The 21515-nt window shown below is 62.3% G+C and carries 19 protein-coding genes; 7 read left to right on the top strand and 12 right to left on the bottom strand.

Translation table 11 applies throughout. The features are described 5' to 3' along the window. Positions 1-152 precede the first annotated feature (152 nt). The 10 genes from IIY41_RS09685 to IIY41_RS09730 form a co-directional block, all read right to left on the bottom strand. Positions 153-1154, bottom strand: a complete 1002-nt coding sequence (locus IIY41_RS09685) for a pyridoxal-phosphate dependent enzyme (RefSeq protein WP_287400516.1) — start codon at positions 1152-1154, stop codon at positions 153-155. 1 nt (position 1155) lies between these two features. Beyond that, entirely contained in the window at positions 1156-2019 is an 864-nt protein-coding gene (locus IIY41_RS09690) for a prephenate dehydrogenase (RefSeq protein WP_155200804.1), read from the bottom strand. Then, positions 2012-3355, bottom strand: a complete 1344-nt coding sequence (gene aroA / locus IIY41_RS09695; protein ID WP_287400518.1) for a 3-phosphoshikimate 1-carboxyvinyltransferase — start codon at positions 3353-3355, stop codon at positions 2012-2014. The genes IIY41_RS09690 and aroA overlap by 8 nt, the downstream gene beginning before the upstream one ends. Before the next feature lie 292 nt (positions 3356-3647). After that, on the bottom strand, positions 3648-4073 hold the full coding sequence (locus IIY41_RS09700; RefSeq protein WP_287400519.1) for a hypothetical protein: 426 nt from the start codon (positions 4071-4073) through the stop codon (positions 3648-3650). 252 nt (positions 4074-4325) lie between these two features. After that, positions 4326-5342, bottom strand: a complete 1017-nt coding sequence (gene aroF, locus IIY41_RS09705) for a 3-deoxy-7-phosphoheptulonate synthase (RefSeq protein WP_009324070.1) — start codon at positions 5340-5342, stop codon at positions 4326-4328. A gap of 108 nt (positions 5343-5450) precedes the next feature. Continuing rightward, positions 5451-5894, bottom strand: coding sequence for a type II 3-dehydroquinate dehydratase (gene aroQ, locus IIY41_RS09710; protein WP_287400521.1), 444 nt, complete (start codon positions 5892-5894; stop codon positions 5451-5453). Beyond that, a complete protein-coding gene (locus IIY41_RS09715; RefSeq protein ID WP_050005193.1) occupies positions 5875-7125 on the bottom strand; it encodes a shikimate kinase in 1251 nt (416 codons plus the stop codon). The genes aroQ and IIY41_RS09715 overlap by 20 nt, the downstream gene beginning before the upstream one ends. Then, entirely contained in the window at positions 7110-8231 is a 1122-nt protein-coding gene (aroC, locus tag IIY41_RS09720) for a chorismate synthase (RefSeq protein ID WP_287400522.1), read from the bottom strand. Before aroC ends, IIY41_RS09715 begins: the two co-directional genes overlap by 16 nt. Continuing rightward, entirely contained in the window at positions 8228-9244 is a 1017-nt protein-coding gene (gene aroB, locus IIY41_RS09725; protein WP_287400524.1) for a 3-dehydroquinate synthase, read from the bottom strand. The genes aroC and aroB overlap by 4 nt, the downstream gene beginning before the upstream one ends. Positions 9245-9313: 69 nt before the next feature. Next, positions 9314-10408 carry a bifunctional chorismate mutase/prephenate dehydratase gene (locus IIY41_RS09730; protein ID WP_009324075.1) on the bottom strand — a complete coding sequence of 365 codons (1095 nt, stop codon included), beginning with the start codon at positions 10406-10408 and terminating at the stop codon, positions 9314-9316. A gap of 268 nt (positions 10409-10676) precedes the next feature. Between IIY41_RS09730 and IIY41_RS09735 the strand changes: the two genes are divergently transcribed. Both IIY41_RS09735 and IIY41_RS14100 read left to right on the top strand, forming a co-directional pair. Further along, the gene (locus IIY41_RS09735) at positions 10677-11615 is read left to right on the top strand and encodes a hypothetical protein (RefSeq protein ID WP_287400526.1); all 939 of its coding nucleotides are present in this window, start codon (positions 10677-10679) and stop codon (positions 11613-11615) included. After that, positions 11600-11650 (top strand): hypothetical protein, encoded by a 51-nt coding sequence (locus tag IIY41_RS14100; protein ID WP_353806321.1) that lies wholly within the window; start codon positions 11600-11602, stop codon positions 11648-11650. Before IIY41_RS09735 ends, IIY41_RS14100 begins: the two co-directional genes overlap by 16 nt. Before the next feature lie 79 nt (positions 11651-11729). Here IIY41_RS14100 and IIY41_RS09740 read toward each other — a convergent pair whose 3' ends face one another. Next, positions 11730-12893: an aminotransferase class I/II-fold pyridoxal phosphate-dependent enzyme gene (locus IIY41_RS09740; protein ID WP_009324077.1), complete on the bottom strand. Its 1164-nt coding sequence runs from the start codon at positions 12891-12893 to the stop codon at positions 11730-11732. Positions 12894-12906: 13 nt separating this feature from the next. Then, on the bottom strand, positions 12907-13149 hold the full coding sequence (locus tag IIY41_RS09745) for a DUF1653 domain-containing protein (RefSeq protein WP_009324078.1): 243 nt from the start codon (positions 13147-13149) through the stop codon (positions 12907-12909). A 590-nt stretch (positions 13150-13739) separates the two neighbouring features. Between IIY41_RS09745 and IIY41_RS09750 the strand changes: the two genes are divergently transcribed. From IIY41_RS09750 to IIY41_RS09770, 5 genes are all read left to right on the top strand, one after another. Continuing rightward, entirely contained in the window at positions 13740-15041 is a 1302-nt protein-coding gene (locus IIY41_RS09750; RefSeq protein ID WP_154522265.1) for a M23 family metallopeptidase, read from the top strand. 24 nt (positions 15042-15065) lie between these two features. Further along, positions 15066-16778: a M23 family metallopeptidase gene (locus tag IIY41_RS09755; RefSeq protein WP_287400529.1), complete on the top strand. Its 1713-nt coding sequence runs from the start codon at positions 15066-15068 to the stop codon at positions 16776-16778. Positions 16779-17474: 696 nt separating this feature from the next. Then, a complete protein-coding gene (locus IIY41_RS09760; protein WP_009324084.1) occupies positions 17475-18767 on the top strand; it encodes an O-acetylhomoserine aminocarboxypropyltransferase/cysteine synthase family protein in 1293 nt (430 codons plus the stop codon). A gap of 107 nt (positions 18768-18874) precedes the next feature. After that, positions 18875-19972 carry a tRNA 2-thiouridine(34) synthase MnmA gene (gene mnmA, locus IIY41_RS09765; protein WP_040910102.1) on the top strand — a complete coding sequence of 366 codons (1098 nt, stop codon included), beginning with the start codon at positions 18875-18877 and terminating at the stop codon, positions 19970-19972. A gap of 142 nt (positions 19973-20114) precedes the next feature. Next, positions 20115-21458 carry an MATE family efflux transporter gene (locus IIY41_RS09770; RefSeq protein ID WP_117460010.1) on the top strand — a complete coding sequence of 448 codons (1344 nt, stop codon included), beginning with the start codon at positions 20115-20117 and terminating at the stop codon, positions 21456-21458. Positions 21459-21515 lie beyond the last annotated feature (57 nt).

A 21515-nucleotide genomic window follows, 5' to 3' on the forward strand; every position in this document is an offset into this window, starting at 1 on the left:
GGAAAGCGAATTGCCCGTTTACGGGCGGCAGAGCGCGAGATGCAGACGAAAGAGGATTCGGTGCGTCTTGAGACGCCTGCCGGTAAAAGGCTCTTATAGAGCCTGCTCAAGCCACCAGCTTAGCTGGTGGTTATGACTCTGCCGTGTCTGATTCAATTCCAGTAGTCCGCCGCAAAAGCGTCCAGATGCTCCTGCGTCCACAGAGCGGGCGTGCCGCCCGTATGTACAAATATGGCTCCGCCGTCCAGCTCCCGCGCAATATCGCAAAAGCCCCGGAAGGACTTGGCCGTATAGCACGGGTCCAGAAAAATGCCTTCCGTGCGGGCCAGCAGCTCCACGGCCCCGCGCGTCTTTGCGTCCGGTACGTTGTAGCCCGGGCCTGCGTAATCGTGAGCCGCGTCGGCGTAGATGATGTCCATATCCTCCGGCGCGGCGGCAATGTCCAGCCCGTAGGCCGCGCTCATCTCATTCACCAGCGCCGCGGCCTTTTCCCTCGTGTATCCTGTTGTGGGGTTCACCGCCACGCCCGTGACGGAAAACGGCGCGCCGAAGGCTCTGGCTCCCAGCCACAGCCCCGCGAACGTCCCCAGGCTGCCCATGGTGCACACCAGCCGCGCGGGGGGAACCGGCAGGCTGTCCGCCTGTGCCAGAAGCTCGGGCACCATGGCAAGGTATCCGGCGCTGCCCACGGCGTTGCTGCCGCCCTCCGGGATGAAATAGGGCGCCCTGCCTGCGGCCTGCAGCGCAGCCAGCGTTTCCTCTATGACCGCCGATGTGCTCCGTCTGTCCGTGTACACCAGCGACGCGCCCAGCAGGCAGTCCAGCAGCAGATTGCCGGAGAGCTTTTCCGGCCGCGCGCCGTCCAGGACCAGCGTGCAGGCAAGGCCCGCCTTCGCTGCCGCGGCGGCCGTCAGACGGCCGTGATTCGTCTGCACGCCGCCCACGGTCACCAGCGTGTCCGCCCCCCCGGCCAGCGCGTCTCCCAACAGAAATTCCAGCTTGCGCGTCTTGTTGCCGCCCAGCCCCAGCGGCGTCAGATCATCCCGTTTGATGTACAGCGGGCCGCAGCCCAGCGCCTGCTCCAGATTCTCCATGCGCTGCAGCGGCGTAAAGCCGCACAGCAGCGGATAACGCGGCATCTGCTCCAGCTTCATCTCAGCGCGCCTCCCGTTTTTTATCAAACAGCCTGCGCCGCGCAGTGGACTGCACGAACAGCCGTTTCAATTCCGTCTCGTCATTTTCCACAAGCGCACGTTTCAGCCCCTCCAGGCTGGCGGAAAACTGGTCGATCTCCGCGATCAGGTTTTCCTTATTCAGGAAAAACAGCTCACTCCACAAATTTTCATTGATCTTCGCGATGCGCGTCAGGTCCCGGAAGGAATCTCCGGTGTACTCGGCCAGATGGGTGTTGTCGTTGGCGTTCATCAGGCTGACGGCGATGGCGTGGGTAAGCTGGCTGACATAACCAATCATTTTATCGTGCTCGGCGCAGGTGAGCTGCGCGATGTGGGCAAAGCCCAGCGTCTCGGCCAGGCCGCGCGCAAAGGCAAGGCCCCGGGGCGTGTTTTTTTCCGTGGGCACGATGATGAAATTCGCGGGTTTGAAGATCGCGCAATCCGCGTGCTCCACGCCGCTCACTTCCTTGCCCGCCATGGGATGGCTGGCAATAAACTCCGCGTCCGGGCGCAGAAAGCCCTGAATCTCCTCCACCACACCGCTCTTTACGCCGCACACATCCGTGAGCAGCGCGCCGGGCTTGAGGTGCTTCTGGTTGTTTCGAAGCCAATCCACCAGCGCGTGAGGATACAGGCCCAGCACCACCGCATCGGCCCCGGCCAGCAGCGGCGCAAAGCCCTCCACCGCGCCCGCGGCGATGATGCCCTTTTCCAGCGCGTAACGGATGGCCTCGGGCCGCACGTCCACAGCCGTGACGGTATACCCGGCGCGCGTCAGGCCCATGGCGTAGCTGCCCCCCAGGAGCCCCAGGCCCACGATGCAGATATTGCGCTCTTTATTCATCCGTCAGTTCCACCTTTCCGCCCAGCGCGCGGACCGTTTCAAAAAAGTCCGGCCAGCTCTTGTTTATTGCCTCCGCCCCGCCGATGGCGGCGGGCACGCCCGCCGCATACGCGGCCACGGCCAGCGCCATCACCACACGGTGGTCGTTGTGGCCGTATAAACCGTCCGCTCCATGCAGCGCGCCGCCGCGCACGGTCACGGTGTCCTGTGTGGAAAACAGCTCCGCGCCCATTTTTCGCAGCTCCTGCTCCATGGCGGCGATACGGTCGCTTTCCTTCATGCGCAGGCGCGCGGCGTTGCGGATGACCGTCTCACCTTTGCACAGCGCGCCCAGCACCATCAGCACCGGCCCCAGATCGGGACAGTCCGCAAGGTCGATCTCCGTCCCCCGCAAAGCGCTTTTTTCAAACAGCGCCGCGCCGTCCGTCCGGGTGATGCGCGCGCCGCAGCGCGCCAGGATGTCCAGTATGGCCCGGTCGCCCTGCAGAGAATCCTCCCGCAGGCCCGTGACGGCCACGCCGCCCCGGGCCGCGCCCAAAACCGCCAGAAACGCGGCCTGGGAATAATCGCCCTCCACCGTGTACGCGCAGGGGCGGTACGTCTGCCCGCCGGGCACGGCGATGGTGTTTTCATCCGTGAACGCGGCCCGCACGCCGAAATCGGCCAGCGCACGCAGCGTCAGGTCCACATAACTGCGGCTCTCGAACGGAGGCGTGATTCGAATGACGCTGGCGCCGGAAAGCAGCGGAAGAGCAAACAGCAGCCCGCTGATGAACTGGCTGCTGATGTTTCCCGCCAGCGTATATTCCCCGGCGGACAGCGCGCCGCGCACCGTAATCCCGTCTGCGTCCTGCGCAAAGCCGAGGCCCCGCTCCGCAAACATCCGCGCATATACGCCCTGCGGACGCTCCATCAGCCGCCCTCGCCCGGTAAAGCGTACCGGCGCGTCCGTGAGGGAAAAGAGTGGGATGAGAAACCGCAGCGTGCTGCCGCTTTCGCAGCAATCCACCGGGCCGGACACCGGCGCAAAGGGCAGGCCGCCCGTTCCTTTTAGGATAAGGGAGCCCGGGCCGGAGACAGTGCGCTCACCGCTCCAATGGGCATAGGCCGCCGCGGCGCCGCGCCTGCACTCCGGCGCGTCCATATCCGCCGCGGACGCACCCAGCAGGCGCATGGCGGCAAGCGTTGCCGTGATATCCTGCGAGGCGGAAAGGTTCAACACGCGGCTTTCGCCTTTGGCCAGCGCCGCGCAGATGAGCGCACGGTGTGCCATGCTTTTGGACGGCGGCGCGGCCACGCGGCCGGATATCTCACTTGGGTACAGAATCGCGCGCATGGGCAAACCTCCTGTTTAAAATCCGCCGCGCACGGGGCGGATTTATTTTAAATGAAAAAGGGGTTCGCCACCCCTTTTTGGCGGCATTCGCCGCGTGGCTTGCACTTTGCTGCGCAAAGATGCATGGCTTTGCCACCGCCAGCTTTTCCCCGGATTCTTCTTTTGCTTCTTTGCCTTTTTCGACAGTCTGACGCCGCGCCTGAGGCGCGGCGGGACTGTTTCGGGCTGTGTCGTTGGCGATGCGGCAGAGCAACCCCACGACGCTTTCTCCGGGCCGTTTAAAAACGGGAATTCAAAGCGTTTCTTCCTTATTCCAGAAAAGCGTACATTCTCCATCGGCTTGAACAAATCTGGTTGCAACACGGTATCTCTTCATTTGATCCGTCTCGATAACGGTACGCGGGTTATCACGATCCAGCGTTGCAATAACGTTCCTCTCTCTGCCCTGAATTTCAACAAAAACCGTCCCTTTTGTCGTGCTCGACAAAAAGGTGAACGAATAACGCCCCGCCTTCCGAAGGCAAATCACCCTTTTGACGACTCCGTTGCAGGATGAAAAATTCGCTTTTATGAAATTCCGTCTCATTCCGAACCGGGGCGAACCGATATAAAGCAGCGCTGTCTTAGCATTTATTACCAAAAATCCGTTCAGATAAAGGAAATAACCCAATCCGCCGGCCATTGCCCCAAGCGCAAAGAGCCCGCACAGCTTTCCCACGAACCCTGCTCCCTTCGATAAAATTTCATTCCCGCGCAAAGATCTTCATTCCAGAGGCGGTGTTTTTTACGCCGGCGCGGGGCCGCGGCAGGCGCAGGCCTGCCGGGAAGGCGCGCGCATTGCCTCCAGCAGGGGGCAATGTCTGCGGGCCCGGTTTTGCGAAGCAAAACAGAGGCCGGTTTAAGGCCGACAAGGACGCGGCGGAAAACCAGCCCTTATTTGCCGTTGAGGAGCTTAGGGGGCTTTCCGTGTTTACATATCCCGCCCAATGACCTGGGCGATTTTACGTCCCTTTTCCACCACGGCGCGGAATTTTTCCGGCTTCAGGCTCTGGGCACCGTCGCTCCAGGCGGCTTCGGGGTTGTCGTGCACTTCAATGATCAGGCCGTCCGCCCCGGCCGCAATGGCCGCAAGGCTCATGCTTTCCACAAGGCGCCAGTCGCCCGTGGCGTGGCTGGGGTCGATGATGACAGGCAGATGGGATTTCTGCTTGAGGATGGGCACCACCGAAAGGTCCAGCGTGTTGCGGGTGTATTTTTCAAACGTGCGGATGCCGCGCTCGCAGAAAATGACGTTTTCATTGCCGCCGGCCATGATGTACTCCGCGCTCATGATCCATTCCTCGATGGTATTGGCAAGCCCGCGCTTGAGCAGCACAGGCTTTTTCATTTTGCCCACGGCCTTCAAAAGCTGGAAGTTCTGCATATTGCGCGCACCGATCTGCACAAGGTCCACATATTCCTCAAATTCATCGATCTTGTCCTCGCTCATCAGCTCGCTGACGATGGGCATACCGGTCGCTTTACGCGCCGCCGCCATGGCCAAAATGCCCTCTGTGCCAAGGCCCTGGAACGCATAGGGAGAGGTGCGCGGCTTGTACGCGCCGCCGCGCAGCATGCAGCCGCCCGCGTCCTTCACTTCGCGGGCAATGCGCACGGCCTGCTCCTCGCTCTCGATGCTGCACGGCCCGCCGATGACGGCGATCTTTTCGCTGCCGCCCACCTTGATACCGCCCACGTCGATGATGCTGTCCGCCTCGTGAAACAGGCGGTTCGCCTTTTTGTAAGGCTCGGACACACGCTGCACGTTTTCCACATACGGGTTCGCCCGCACCTGTTTTTCGTCGATAACCGTCGTGTCGCCCACCAGGCCGAACACATTGTAATCCGTGCCGCGGATCATGGTGACGGACAGGCCCTTCGCCTCAAACTCGCGGATGATCTTATCCAGTTCCGCCGCCGGAGTGCCCCGTTTTGTGCTGATGATCATTGCTTTCTTTCCCCTCTGCTTGTTGGATTACCGCGCGCCGCGCGGCAGGTGCGGCCCAGCGCCGCCGCGTGCCGTTTCCGTGCGGCACGCTGTATGATTTTTTATACTCTAAGTATTTTTGCTTCTGATTATTTCAATTAGTTTTTCCATGGCGTGAACATAGCCCTGCTTGCCCTCGCCCGCGAATTTACAGCAGCAGGCCATGCCCAGATAACTCACCTGACGGAAATCCTCCCGTTTTGCCACGTCGGAGATATGCACCTCGGCGGCAGGGACGGACACAGCCTTAAGCGCGTCCAGAATGGCGATGCTGGTATGCGTATAAGCCCCGGCGTTGATGACGATGCCGTCCATGCGCCCATACGCCTGCTGAATGGCCGTAACAAGGTCCCCCTCGTGGTTCGACTGGTAAAACTCCGCATCCACGCCCAGCCGCCGCGCCTCGGCCGCAACGTATTCCACCAGGCCGTCATAGGTCAGCGTGCCGTACAGGTCCGGTTCGCGGATGCCCAGCATGTTCAGGTTCGGCCCGTTAATGATCAAGAATTTCATAAAAACGCTCCTTTATGGCTTCGGCCACGCTTTCAAAGGGGCCGTCGTTTTCCACACGCGCATCGCACGCCGCGGCGTACAGTGGCGCACGTGCCGCATGCATGGCGGCCAGCGCCTCCGCACTTTGGGAAAGGGGCCGCGCCCCTCCCACCGCGAGCTGCCCGAGCGGCCTGTCGATGTAGACCACCACGCCGTTCTGACGCAGAGCGCGCACGTTCTGCGCCCGCAGCACCGCGCCGCCGCCGGTGGCGATCACCTGGCCGTTTTCCTTGCCCAGCTCCGCCGCCACAGCGCTTTCCAGGTTGCGGAAGGGCGTTTCATTGCCCGGGGAAAGGATGCTGCTGATGGGCCCGCCGATGCGTTCCACCAGAACGTCGTCCATATCCACAAAGCGCTTGCCCAGCAGCTTGGCGCAGGCTTTTCCCAGGCTGCTTTTGCCGCTGCCGGGCATGCCCACCAGGACCAGGTTGGACAGCTTTCCGCGCAGCTCCCGGTCGATGCGGTCGATCTCCGCGTCCGGGAGCGGCCTGCCGAGAAAATGCTCCGCCGCGTACTTCGCCTGGGCCACCAGCATCAGCATGCCGTTGACGGCGGGCAGGCCGCGGGCTTCGGCCTGCTGCAAAAGAGCGGTGCGGAACGGATTGTAAATAACGTCAAGCACAGCTTCCAGCCGTGGGTAATTCTCCAGCGCCACAAGGCATTCGCCGTTGTTCGGATACATGCCCACGGGGCTGGTGTTTACGATCACCTGCACGTCCGCGCGCCGCGCGGCCTCCTCGTAGGTGATGGCGTTCCCGGCTCTGCGGCGGCTGACGAGCACGGCCTGCGCCGCCCCCTCGGCCCTTGCCACAGCCAGCACGGTCTTCTGTGTGCCGCCCGTACCCAGCAGCATCACGGTTTTTCCCCGCAGTGAAATGCCGTTCCGCCGCAACAGACAGGTAAAGCCCGCAAAATCGGTATTGTGGCCCTCCAGCCGTCCGTTTTTGTTGACGATGGTGTTCACCGAGCCGATGGCCCGGGCCGCGTCGTCGATGACGTCGCAGTAGGGCATCACAAGCTCCTTATAAGGGATCGTGACGTTGATCGCCTTAAAATCCCGCGCGCGCATGAACGCGTGGGCCTCCTCCGGCGTAGGCAGCGGGCACAGGCGGTAATCGTAGCCCGCCAGCGCCTCGTGGATGGGCTTTGAATAGCTGTGCCCCAGCCGCCCGCCGATCAATCCATATTCCATGCCGCGCCCTCCTGCCATGCCGTGCCGAAGTGCTGGCCGCACAGGTCCGCCAGGCCGAAGGCCACCAGACTGTCCTGCACCACACGCGCCCGGTGCAGGATGCACGGGTCGTGCCGGCCGCTGATCTGCAGCGTGGCATTGCGCTTTGCGGCAAAGTCCACGGTCTGCTGCACCTTGTAAATGCTGGGCGTAGGCTTTACCACCGTGCGCAGCACCAGCGGCATGCCGTTGCTGATGCCGCCGTTTACGCCGCCGTTGTGGTTGGTAGCCGTGACGACGCGGGTTCCCTGCATGCGGAACGCATCGTTGGCCCTGCTGCCCGTCAGCCCCGCAAAGCCGAAGCCTAGGCCGAACTCCACACCCTTGACGGCGGGAATGCTGAACAGCAGCGCGGCCAGCGTGCTTTCCACGCTGCCGAAAAATGGCTCGCCCAGGCCCGCGGGCAGGCCCAGGACAACCGTTTCCAGAATCCCTCCCACGGAATCGCCCTCGGCGGCAGCCGCCTCAATGGCCTGCGTCATGGCGCGGGCGCGCAGCGGGTCCAGCACCGCAAAATCCGCGGCGTTCAGTGCGTCCAGCTGCTCCTTCAGCCGCGCCGGGTCGCCGGAAAAGGGCGCGTCGTCAATGCCCGCGCATTGCGCCAGATGTGTGGCGATGGCGACGCCCTTTGTTTGCAGCAGTTTTGTGAAGATGCTGCCCGCCGCCACAACGGGGGCCGTGAGCCGCCCGCTGAAATGCCCGCCGCCCCGCGCGTCCTGATGGCCGCCGTACTTCATGTGGGCGGTGTAATCCGCGTGGCCGGGGCGCAGCAGCTCCTCTGTTTTTGTATAATCGCCGCTGCGGGTATTGGTGTTTTCAATCACAAGCGTCAGCGCCGTACCCGTGGCCGCGCCCCTGTATACGCCCGAAAGCACGCGCACCGCGTCCGCCTCTGTGCGGGAAGTGGATATTTTTCCCTTGGCGCGGCGTTTTTCCATCTGCCCGCGCATGAATTCCATGTCCACGGGCACGCCGGGCGCAAGGCCCGTCACTGTGGCGCCCACAGCGGGGCCGTGGCTCTCGCCGAAGATCGTGAGCGTGACGCTTTTGCCGTATGTGTCGCTCATCGCACGCCCCCCCCGATGATGGCCTTCAGATCCTCCAAGGGAACCTTGTCCAGCCTGCATTCGCCCAGGCGGGGCACCTTTACCACGGTGATGGCGCCGTCCGGCCCGGTCTTTTTGTCGTGACGGATAAATTCAAATATTTCATCGCCATCGTAGCGGATACGGGACGGCAGGCCCAGCTTTTTATACACGGCCCGCGTGCGGCGGCGCAGCGAGGCGTCCTCGATCATGGGCAGCATGCCCAGCGCCACGCATTCCCCGTGGTACAGCCCGCCCAGATGGTTTGCGCTTTCAATAGCGTGGCCCAGCGTATGGCCGAAGTTCAGCGTGGCGCGCAGGCCGGCCTCCCGCTCGTCCCGCTCCACCACGTTCTTCTTCATCACCAGGCTGCGGTAGACGATCTCCTCGATCTTCTCGTGGGCGTCCTCTGTTTCGAACAGCTCAAACAGGCCCTCGTCCGCGATCAGCCCCGCCTTCACGGCCTCTGCAAGGCCGTTGATGAAATGGCGCTCGGGCAGGCTTTTCAACGTGTCCGGGTCCGCCACCACAAGGCTGGGCTGGTAAAAAGCGCCCACAGTGTTTTTGGTGCCCGCCAGGTTGATGGCCGTTTTTCCGCCGATGGAGGAATCGATCTGCGAAAGCGTCGTGGTGGGGCAGTTGATGAACGTAACGCCCCGCATATAGCTGGCCGCGGCAAAGCCCGCAAGGTCCCCTACAACGCCGCCGCCAAGCGCCAGCACCGCGTCGCCGCGGGTAAAGCCGTGCTCCAGCATCACGGTGAGCAATTGGCCGAAGCACTCCAGGCTCTTGGTCCCCTCGCCCTGCGGCAGCACTACGGGCACGCCCTCCCGGCACTGGGCCAGTACGGTTTTCAGGTATGCCTCCGGAACTCCGGTGTCGCTTACCACCAGCACGCGGCGGTTCAGGTTGATCAGCTGCCCCACGCGCGAAAGGCCGCCCTGCTTGATAATGATGTCATAGCTGCGCACGCCAAGGCGCATCGTCAATTTCATACTCATATCCTCACACCCGCGTTTTTCTGCGCCGCGCTGTGCGCGGCTGAAAACTGTTTTCCCGCTGTTTTACCGTGCCGCCTGGCGGTCATATACGCCAAGCACACGCACGGTCCTGCACACGCCGGACAGCGTGTCCAGCAGCTCTTTCGATTTTTCCGCCGAAAGGTCGCCTACGACCTCCACATAAAAATAATATTCCCACGGCACATTGGGCATGGGACGGCTTTTGATGCACTCCAGATTGAAGCCCATCGCACCGATGAGCTGCATCACACGGGCCAGCCGGCCCGCCCGGTGGTCCACAGTGAACAACAGGCTGAACCGGTTGCCCGCAGCGTTCATCCTCCTGCCGATGACGATGAAGCGCGTGGTATTCGTCTCGCTGGTATTGATGTTCTCCGCCAGCACCGAAAGGCCGTACAGCGCCGCCGTCTCCAGCGAAGCGATGGCCGCCACGCTTTTATCTCCCGCCTCGGCTACGCTTTTTGCCGCGGCGGCAGTATTTTGGAAGGCCTGCGTTTCCAGCCCCAGGCTGCGGATGAACTTTGCCGACTGCTGCAGCGCCTGCGGATGGGACACAGCCTTTTTCACGTCCGACAAATGCGCGCCCGGAACGCCCAGCAGATTCTGGCTGACGGGCAGGTCGTATACGTCGCACACGCAGATATCCCTGTGGGCATAGCACAGGTCCAGCACCTCGGAAACGTCGCCCGCATGGCTGTTTTCAAAGGGCAGCACGCCGTAGGCCGCGTCGCCGCCGGCCACAGCGTCGAACACCTCCGCCCAGGTGGGATACGCCTGCGCCCGTACATGCTGGAACAGGCGGGTGAGGGCAATGTGGCTGAACGCGCCCTCCACGCCCTGATAGGCCACGGTCCCCATGCCCAGCACCGCGCGTTGGAACGCGCGGGACAGGCCCATGGTGTGGCGGATGAAATCCTCGTAATATTCAGCGTAGGCCTCGTCCGGCAGCCGGGCGCAGTTTTTGGCCACGACGGCCTCCTCCCGGGAAGCGTCCAAAACAGGCAGGCCCCGGGCCTGCTTGTATGCGGCCACCCTGCGCACGGCGTCCATACGGCGGCAGAACAGCGCCGCCATCTCCGCGTCCACCGCGTCGATCTCTCTGCGCGCCTGTTCCAGCTCGTTTTCCTGCTGCTCCATGGGCAGCACCTCCCCGTTGCTTCGATTTTTCGGGCAAAATCCAGGTAAAAACGGATATAAAATGTCCGGCGTCCTGCAACCCGTAAAGCGTATATACAGATGTATTATAGCATTATCCGCCCGGCAGCGCTATACAAACCACACAAAAAACAAGATTTTATCCCGGCAATTCGGCAATTTTTCAAACGGCCAGGGCGGCGCCGCCGACCGATATGCTATAATGATCTCAAACCCACGCGATCATGAAAAAAAGGGGGGAACGGAAAGAATGAAGATTCGTCTTGCAAAACACACCCGCGCCCTTGCGGCGGCGCTGGCGTTCTGTGTGCTCAGCGCGGTGCCGGCTTACGCGCAGGAGGACGACACAGTGGAGGTTCCCGGCGTGCCCGTCACGCTGTCGCTGCCCGCCGGCAGCCTCATCCTTACGCGCGAAACACCCGTGGACGACGCCATTTTCGAAACGTTGAACGTAGACGGCGCAGCCATACTCGAAAACATGAATAAAAACGATCTGTATCTGGACGCCGTTCTTTTTAAACCTCCTTTGGAGTTTACCCTTGTCCGCGTTCAACTCCCTTCCAACAGCCTGGTCGATTGGGAAAACTCCGAGGATGCGCAATTGTGCGCTTTTGTAGAAGCCATCTACGAACAACTGGATAATATTACGGCCGACGATTGTAGCGTTTACTCCTCTGAACAGGGCATCCGCTTTGTCCGCGCCAATATTCTAGGTTCCAAGGATGGCATAACAACGCATTCCTGTCAATACATCACCATTCGCGGCGCCGATGTCTATTACTTAACAGGAATTGCCCTGTACGGTGACACGCTCACTTCTTCGGAATACGATTTTGTTGAGAAAGTCGCCGGCGGCCTGCGCTTTACCGGCCCGGCCCCACTTCCCCGGACGGCTTCCGCCGGGCTAAATGGGGACGACCCGCTCTACAAAGTGCTGGTCGGCGTGCTGTCGGCAGCCTGTCTGGGGCTCATCGCATGGGTAATCCGTAACATGCGCAAAAAAAGCGCTCCTTGCGTCCCGGCGCAGGCCATGCCGCCGGCGGCCGAGCCCTTTGGGGCTACCACGGTGGGAGCCCCCCGGTTCCCACCGCTTCGGCCGGGCCTCCGGGCACCGAGCGCTCGGGAGCCGCGCCCGACGCCGTCCCCGTCTTCTGCCCGCTGTGCGGCCAGCGCCTGCCGTCCGGCGTAGCGTTCTGTCCCGGCTGCGGAACTCCAATTTCCTGACGCCCGTACTTCATGCATCTTGCAAGCGCCCCCGCGCGGCCGTTTTTTACGGGCCGCGCGGGGGCGCTTTTGCTTTATCTCAGCGGCCCTGCAGCATGGGCATCTGCGCCATGCGGCCGAAGGCCTCCTCCATTTTGTCCAACCCCACGGTGCAGGCGATGCGCAGATACCCTTCTCCCGCGTCGCCGAAGGCCGAGCCGGGCAGCATCAGCACATGGGCTTCTTCCAAAATACGCTCACAGGCCTCGGCGCTTGTAAGCCCTGTCGGCCCCACACCGGGGAACAGGTAAATGCCGCCCCCCGCCGGGCTGAGCGTGAACCCCGGCAGCTCCCGGATGCGCTGTGCGCCATAGGCCATGCGCGCGGAAAATTCCGGCACAATCTGCGCAGCAAGCTCTTTGCGGCGGCGCAGCGCGTGCAGCGCGGCGCGCTGGGAGGGCGCGGGCGCGGAATATACCACGCTGTCGTTGATGCTTTTCACCGCCCGCGCAATGGGCTCCGGCGCTACAATGTTGCCCACGCGGAAGCCCGTCATCACAAAATTCTTGCTGAAGCTGTTGATGGCCACCGTGCGCTCTTTCATGCCCGGCAGCGTCAAAACAGGCAAAAATGGCTCGCTGTAACAAAAGCTGGTGTAAATATCATCCGCCACCACCAGCAGGTCGTTCTTCCGGGCAAAGCGCGCCACCGCCTCCAGCGTCGGTCGGGAATAACACACACCCGTGGGATTGTTGGGTGTATTGATGACCAGCGCCTTGGTGCGCGGCGTCAGATACTGCGCAGCGCGCTCCATATCCGGCTGCCAGCCGTCCGCTTCGCGGCAGGGCACGAACACCGGCACGCCGCCGCCCAGCCGTACCTGTGTGGCATAGGCTGAAAAGTACGGATCAAAAATGAGCACCTCGTCGCCGGGGTCCAGGATGGCCTCCATAACAAGGTACATGGCAACGCACCCGGCCGTGGAGACAAAAATTTCCCGTTCACCCAGCGCCACGCCGTATTCTTCGGCGTAAAACCGGGCAATCTCCTCCCGAAGCTCCGGGTCCCCCCAGGGGTCGGTGTATTTCGTATGGCCCGCGCCCGCGTCTGCAAACGCCAGGTCGATGATTTTCTGCGGCGTTTTCAGGTCCGGATCGCCGATGGACAGGTCGATGATATCAGGATATCTGCCCGCCTTCTCAAATACTGTCATCATGGGGTTGCGGTCTTCCTGCTGCCAACGCCGCGCTCTGAAATCTTTCATGCTCTCTCCACTCCTATTCCCCGGGGGTCCGGCCGTCCGCCGGGCCAATATAGGCGAACCGCCGAGACGCTTTGCCGTCCCGTTCCACCGTTTCATTCCACATAGCGGCCGGACGCACCCAAAGCCCGCGCTCACCATACAGCGCACGGTATACCACCATTTCCTCTTGCGTCTCGCTGTGGCGGGCACAGAACAGCACCTCATACTCGTTTCCCTTGAAGTGCCGGTAACGGCCCGGTTTTACGGATGGCTCCATATCCGTCCCTCCCTTTTTTGCGCTGAAGATATGCCAAAAGTATAGCACAAAGCCGCCGCCCGTGCCATTCTTTTTGCGTTCACAGCAGGAATATGGTATAATATGTCCGCTTGGCGAATGCGAGCCACAGGCGAAGCATGAGCCTAGCGGCATAGATACCATGTTTCTTAGTGAACACGAGCGATACGCGAAGTGTGAGCTTAGAAATATGGTATAATAACCCTCAAAGCTGCCGCTTACGCGGCTGCGCGTGTGCGCTGCACACGCCCCTGTGCCGGCGCACAGAGCTTTGAGAACATTGAACCATGCAAAACCGCAGCAGGTGCGGTTTTGTTGAGGCCGCTTCGAACCCCCAAAGCTGCCGCTTACACGGCTGCGCGTGTGCATTGCACACGCCCCTGTGCCGGCGCACAGGGCTTTAAGAACATTGAACCATGCAAAATTTCAGCGAGTGAAATTTTGTTTGAAGCCGCCTGCGGCTTCAACGCCATCTTTCTAAGCGGCCAAGCGCGATAAGTGGAGCGGCGGGCTTTAGAAGGGCGGCGGAACGTCTGTTTATCCGGACTTTCCCCGCAACAGGAGGACTGATCATGCGCGTACTGAAAAAAATCCTTCTCTGGCTGCTGCTCGTGGCCGTACTGGCCGCGCTCATCGTGGGCGGGGCGGTGGCCTGGTTTTACTATAATACCGACCCCGAAGCATTCGACGCTCCTGCCGTTACCGCGGGCGGCACGGCGCTGGCCGTCAACGGCTATGAATGGAACGCCCCTGTGATGGGCGGCGTCCTGTTCAAAAGCGCGTCCGCGCCCGCCACGCTGGAAACGCAGGATCTGGGCACTTGGGAGCAGGCCTCGCTGGATATAACACTGCCCGCGGACCGGCCCACGCATCTTGTGGTGAAGGACGCATCCGGCAATGTGCTGCTGGACGTAAATAACGAGGCTCAGGTGACCGTTGCGTTCCCCGCCAACGGCAAGTACACGCTGGAAGCGGACGTAACGGTTCCCCGGCACAGTTCCGCCGATAAACCCGGCGCGCCCGCCCACGGATACGGCGTGTTCCGGTACAGCGCCCGCGTCAACGTCAGCGCACAACCCAAGGTGGAATTTTCCTCCACGCGGGTGGAGCAGGGCGCAGTGGTCACCGTGCTACTCACGGGCTTTCTGGACGGGCCGGAGCCATCCGTCGAAACAGATCTCAGCCTGGCCCAATTCTGTGACGTGCCTGGCGGAAAGGCCGCGTTCATCGGTGTGCACTACAACCGGGAGCCCGGCGATTATACCGTGCGCGTAACGTGCGGCAGCGTCGACGTGACGCAGACTGTGACTGTCGTTCACCGGGATTTTCCCAAGCAGAACATGACCATTGACCAGAGCGTGGCCGACGCCACGGTGAACAGCGCCGCCGCCAATCAGGAATGGAAAGACGTAATGTTTCCGCTGTACGCCTCGGCGGACGCGGAGATCTACTGGAGCGGCACGTTCATCCGCCCCTGCGGCACCACCGCCCAGAACACCCAGTACGGCCTGTACCGCTACACCAACGGTTCGCCTTACCCTGAACGACACGCAGGCATCGATTATGACTGCGACCTGGGCGATGCGGTCTGGGCTCCGGGCCGGGGCAAGGTGGTCTATGCCGGCTTTTTGCAAATGACGGGCAACACCGTTGTCATCGAACACGGCGGCGGCCTCAAAAGCTATTTCTTCCACCTGGATTCCCTTGCCTGCAAGCAGGGGGACATCGTGGAAAAAGAACAGCTTATCGGGCAGGCGGGCAGCACGGGCTATTCCACAGGCCCGCACCTGCACTACGAGGCGCGCATCGGCAACCAGAGCATTGACCCCGACCAGCTTTTCAACGGCAGCAGCGGGCTGTACTTTGCCCGATAAACCGCCGGAACAAGGAGATACCGGATGGAACCGAACGAACCCCTGAACGCGGCCCCGCAGCCGGACGCCGCGCCTGTTACAACACAGTCTCCCGCCGCAACACAGGAGCGCTCGGCCGAAAAGCCCCGCGCTGCCGTCCGCGTGACGCAGCAATTTGTGGTGCGCATGCAGCGGGGCCAGAACGAGGCCGCGCTGCCCCCCAAGGGCGGTAAACCGCCCCTGCGTGCCACCTACAATGCAGTGGGCCAGCTGCTCTACCGCGTGGGCACACAGGCGGAATACACCTGCATCCGGCTGGGGCGCGGCATACGCGGCGCGTTCCGGCTGGCGCTGCGCGCCGCGGCCGCGCTGCTGCGCTTTGTGGGCGGCCCGTTGCTGGCGCTGTTTTCCAGCATCTGGGACGACCTTACGGCCCCAGCACGCCGTTTTGCCAGCGGCGTGCGCCATATGCGCGACGCCGCGCGGGCGGAAGCCCAGGCGGGCGGCAGCGGCAAGCGGGCCGGTTTTGCCTATTTTAAAAACGGCGTCCATGCCTACCGGCATCTGATCGGCGGCGCTCTGCGCTACCTGATGCCCGCCGCCGCGCTGTGTGTGCTGGTTTTCACCGTGCAGGAGGTGCTGGGCTCCAGCTTCTCGCTGGGCGTGAGCTACAGCGGCGACTTTCTTGTATTCATCGAAAATGAAGGCGTTTGGGATTCCGCCGAAAAAATGGTGCAGGAACGCGTGATGGCGTCCGAGGGCGCCAAGGTGGAATGGGACGAGCATCCGGTGTTCGAGCTTCGCATCGTGGACCCCGCCGCCCGCACCAGCGCCAGCGACCTGGTGGACAAGATCATCGCGGCATCCTCAGACAAGATCATGAAAGCCGTGGGCATCCGCGTGAACGGGGAGCTTATCGGTGTTGTGGAGGACGGACGTGCGGTGCAGCAGCTTTTGGACGACACACTGGCCGCTTATAACGACGGCACCCACGAGCGCGTGGAATTTTTGTACCCCATCGAGCAGGTGCCCGGCACCTATTTCACAAACTCTGTGCAGGATACCACGATGGTGCTGCAGGCTTTGCAGTCCAGCGACGTGCTGAGCGTAAAGGTGACGGACCTCATTGAATATGACGAGACCCTGGAATATACCACAGAGGAAGTGGAATCCGACCAGTACAACAAAGGCGTGCGCTTTATCTCCCAGCGCGGGCGCGACGGCACCCAGCATGTGGTGGCCGAGCAGACCAGCGTCAACGGTAGCGTCATCTCCACCGTTCCCGTGGAAGTGACCGTCACCGAGGAAATGACACCGCGCATCTATACCATCGGCACGCGTGAGGCACAGTACGGTGTTTCCACAGCCGCCGGCGGAAGCGTCGTGGGCACGGGCTCCATGACGTTCCCGGTGCCAAGCCTCTCCTATATCACCACGCGCTTTGGCAGCGGCCACCGCGGCATCGACCTGTGTGCGCCCAACGGCACGCCTATCCTTGCGGCGGATTCCGGCACGGTCATCGAGGCCGGCTACCACTGGAGCTTTGGCAATTATCTGCTTATTGACCATGGCAACGGTATCACCACGCGCTACGCTCACTGCTCGGCGCTGCTGGTGGGCGCGGGCTCCACCGTTACGCGCGGCCAGCAGATCGCCACCATCGGCATTTCCGGCGTCGCCACAGGCTACCATTGCCATTTTGAGGTAGCAGTGAACGGAAGCCTGGTGAACCCAGCGCCTTATCTCGGCGTAAGTTGAACCTCCGCCTTTCCGTTTGCGGAAAGCGCCTCGCCCTTGGCCGCGGATGAACTCTAGACGCGGCCAAGGGCTGTTTGTATGGAATTTGAAAAGGGCTCGATGCTGCGGGCCGAGATAGGCCGGGGCGGCCGAAGCCGGGGATGAGCGTAAAGACCGGCGCAAAGAAAAGCATGCTGACGGCAAGGCAGACGCATTGCCCGAATGCGCGGCACTTGCACACGACAAGCAGGGCACAGTTTGTCGAACCGTCCGCCTGAATAGGGAAAGGGAGACTGTACGAAAGCCGGCGCAGCATCCGCCACACAAACCCTACGGTCGAGTACTTGGCCAACATGCTCGGGAAAAATACCATCCTGCTGTTATCCGTAGGCATACATGCTCCCTCCGCTTTTCCTATTGGAAGCGGGAACCATCCGTTTCCAGGAGGGTTATAGTGAAAAAGGGCGGAAAGGCAACCATCTGTATTTTTCACGGAACGTAAAAATTGCGGCCAAAACGCTTGACAGAGGCGGAGGAATGCATTATCCTATAAAACATACTAAAATGATAGGAAATGGAGGCGCAGGGCATGAGCCGGGATACCATTCAGCAGCGGCTGTGCCGCTGGCGGAACAGCCGAATGTGCATGGGAGGATGACCGCCGCACACCCGCCCGCGCCGTGCGGCGCGGGCCTGCACAGAAAGAAGGCTGTTACCATGTCTGATTTTAAAGGTTTGAACGTACATTTTGAAACGCTCCAGCTCCACGCGGGGCAGGAAAACCCGGATCCCGCCACGGACGCCCGCGCCGTGCCGATCTACCAGACCGCCTCGTATGTGTTCCACAGCAGCGCCCATGCAGCCGACCGCTTCGGCCTGCGGGACGCGGGAAACATCTACGGCCGCCTGACGAACCCCACGCAGGATGTGTTCGAGCAGCGCGTAGCGGCGCTGGAGGGCGGCGCAGCCGCGCTTGCGGTCGCTTCGGGCGCAGCGGCTATCGCTTATGTGTTCGGGGCGCTGGCGCCGGCTGGCCGGCATATCGTTTCCTCCAAGACCATTTACGGCGGCACATACAATCTGCTGGCTCATACGCTGCCGCTTTCGGGCGTAACGGCCACATTTGTGGATATTGGCGACCCGTCGGCCGTGGAGGCCGCCATCCGGCCGGAAACGCGCCTGCTGTTTGCCGAGACTTTGGGAAACCCCAATTCCGACGTGGCGGATGTGGAAACGCTGGCCGCCATCGCCCACCGTCACGGCATACCGCTGGTGGTGGATTCCACCTTTGCCACGCCCTACCTGCTGCGCCCCATTGAATACGGCGCGGATGTGGTGGTGCATTCGGCAACAAAATTTATCGGCGGGCACGGCACGTCGCTGGGCGGCGTCATTGTGGAGGGCGGCGGGTTCGATTGGGCGGCCGCGGGCCGGTTCCCGGCCCTCAGCGCGCCCAACCCCAGCTACCACGGCGTCAGCTTCACGCAGGCTGCGGGGCCCGCGGCGCTGGTCACCTATATCCGCGCGGTGCTGCTTCGGGATACGGGCGCGGCCATCTCGCCTTTCAATGCTTTTCTGCTGCTGCAGGGGCTGGAGACCCTTTCCCTGCGTGTGGAGCGCCATGTGGAAAACGCGCTTCGTGTTGTCGATTTTCTGGTGAACCATCCGAAGGTGGAGCGGGTAAACCATCCTTCTTTGCCGGAAAATGGATATCGCCCGCTGTATGAAAAGTATTTTCCCCGCGGCGGCGGCTCCATCTTTACGTTTGAGATCAAAGGCGGCGCGGCCGAGGCGCAGGCGTTCATTGATAAACTGCGCATCTTTTCGCTGCTGGCGAATGTGGCGGACGTCAAAAGCCTGGCCATCCACCCGGCAAGCACCACGCATTCCCAGATGACGCCGGAGGAGCTGGCCCAAAGCGGCATCCGGCCAAATACCATCCGCCTGTCCATTGGCACGGAACACATCGATGACATTCTGGCGGACCTTGCCGCGGCGCTGGAGGCTTGAACCGGAAGCCGCTCTATGCCGCGGAGGGCTTCAAAGAAATACGCAAAGCGGCGGCCCCGGGCCGCCGCTTTTGCGTTGCGGGCACAGCCCGCGGAAGGGAGAACGCAATGGAACAGGCAACGGGCGCGCGGCGTGCCGCTGTGGCTATGAGCGGGGGTGTGGACAGCTCTGTTGCGGCGCTGCTGCTGGCACAGGCGGGCTGGGCCTGTACGGGTGTGACGCTGCGCCTGTATGCGGGTGCGGATGCCGCGCCGGACGGCGCGCGCACCTGCTGCTCGCTGGAGGATGTGGAGGACGCGCGCGCCGTGGCACGACGGCTGGGCATCCGGCACTACACCTTTAATTTCACAGAAGCTTTTGAACGGGATGTGATCGGGCGCTTTGTGCAGGGATATCTGGCGGGTGAAACGCCCAACCCCTGTATCGACTGCAACAAACACATCAAGTTTTCCGCGCTGCTGCGCCGGGCTCAGCTCATGGGCTGTACCCATGTGGCCACGGGACATTACGCACGCATTGTCCGGGGCGCCAATGGGCGGATGCTGCTGCAGACAGGGCTGGACGCGGGCAAGGACCAGAGCTACATGCTCTACGGCATGACGCAGCGGGAGCTGGCGCACACGCTGTTCCCGCTGGGCGCGCTGACAAAAGCGGAGGTGCGCGCGCTGGCACTGGAAAACGGCTTTGGCAACGCCCGCAAGCGGGACAGCCAGGACATCTGCTTTGTGCCGGACGGCGATTATGCCGCCTTTGTGGAGCGGCACACGGGCTGCCCCTGTCCGCCGGGGGATATCCTGGATGAAGCCGGACGCGTCGTGGGACGCCACAGGGGATATATCCGATACACCGTGGGCCAGCGCAGGGGCTTGGGCATTGCTGCGCCGCAGCCGTTGTATGTGCGCGGCGTGTGCCCGGCGCGCAACACCGTTACAGTTGCCGGGGCCGGTGCGCTGTATACCGACACCGTGGACGCGCGGGAGCTGAACTGGATCGCCTGCGACGCACTGGGCGAACGTCCGGTGCGCCTGCTGGCAAAGCTGCGCTACCGCCAGCCCGCCCGCCGGGCCACTGCGTGGCAGACAGGCCCCGACACACTGCGCGTGCGCTTTGACGAGCCGCAGCGCGCGCCCGCGCCGGGACAGGCGCTGGTGCTGTACGACGGAGGAACGGTGGTGGGCGGAGGCGTTCTTTTTTCCACGGTCTGAAACAAAAAACGCGCGGCGTACCGCACTGGCACGCCGCACGTTTTTTTGTTATACTGGTAAACAACGGCGGGGCGGAGCGGCGCCCTGTGCGGGAAGAACAAAACAGGCCGCGCGCCAAGCGCGCGGGGGAGGGGGAAACGCCTTGGCGTCCGGCGAGAGGGATCTGACGCGCGGCAGCGTATGGCGGCAGGTGCTGGCCTATGCGATGCCGCTGGTGGCCAGCAGCCTGCTGCAGGCGCTGTACAGCATGGTGGACACGGTCATCGCAGGCCACTTTGCGGGCAGCGCGGCCATTTCAGCCATCAACAATTCGGGACAGATATTAAACATCCTTACTAAGATCGCCATCGGCATCACAACAGGCGGCAATATCATCATCGGCCAGTATTACGGCGCAAAAGAGCAAGGGCGGCTGGGCGAGGCGTCGGGCACGCTGCTCTCGCTTTCGCTGCTGCTTGGGGCGGCGACGGCTGTGGGCCTGTACGCGGGCGCATATCCGCTTCTGGGCCTGTTGGGCGCCCCGGCCATGGAGCAGTCTGTGGCGTATTTGCGCATCTGTGCGGTGGGCATGGTGTTCGTATTCGGTTACAACGCGCTTTCCGCCGTGCTGCGCGGCGTGGGCGATTCCCGCACGCCGCTGCTCATCATCGGCGTGGCTACGGTGGTGAACACCGTGCTGGACCTGTGGTTCGTGGCGGGGCTTGGCATGGGCACCGCGGGCGCCGCGCTTGCCACAACTGCCGCGCAGGCCGTCAGCTTCGGCATGGCGCTGGTGCTGGTGGCGCGGCGCACCGGGCTGCTGCAGCCGAAGCTGTCGTTTTTCCGTATGCACGGCGCGCTGCTCCGGCTCATTCTTCGGCTGGGCATCCCCAGCGCACTGCAAATGACCATTGCCGGGTTCAGCTGGCTGGTGGTAACATTTCTTGTCAATCAGTACGGAGTGAATGTTTCGGCGGGCAACGGCGTGGCCATCAAGATCAAGGACATCTGCCAGCTGTTCATCTCCGCCATGGCCAGCGGTGCGACCACGATGATTGCCCAGAACCTCGGCGCATCCAAGTTCGAGCGTGCAAAGGATGTGATGTACACTGCCATGAAGATCACATGCGCCATGGCTGCGGCGATGATTGTTCTGGTGGAGCTGTTTGCGCCGCAGATGGCCGCCGTGTTTACAAATGAAGCCGCCGTGCGGGATGCGGCAGTGCTCAACCTGCGCATCGAGATCCTGGGACAGATCTTCTACGCAGTGTTTATGGTATACCACGCGCTGGCCATCGGTGCGGGGCATTCCACCTTTGCCATGCTGTCCAGCTTTGCCAACTGCATCGTGTTCCGGGTGGTGCTCAGCCTGCTGTTCAATCATTTGTGGGGCATCTACGGGCTGTACGCGGCCTGTGCCGTAGCGCCTTCCATCTCGGTGCCGCTGGGCTGGCTGTACACCCGCTCGGGCGTTTGGCGGCGCAGTTTGGCCAAAACAGAAAAGTAACCTCCCGCACCGGCCCTTTCAGGCCATGCGGGTGCAGAAAACGGCGGGTGCTTCCGG

This window comes from Ruthenibacterium sp. (assembly GCF_017421385.1).
GTDB classification, from domain to species: domain Bacteria; phylum Bacillota; class Clostridia; order Oscillospirales; family Ruminococcaceae; genus Ruthenibacterium; species Ruthenibacterium lactatiformans.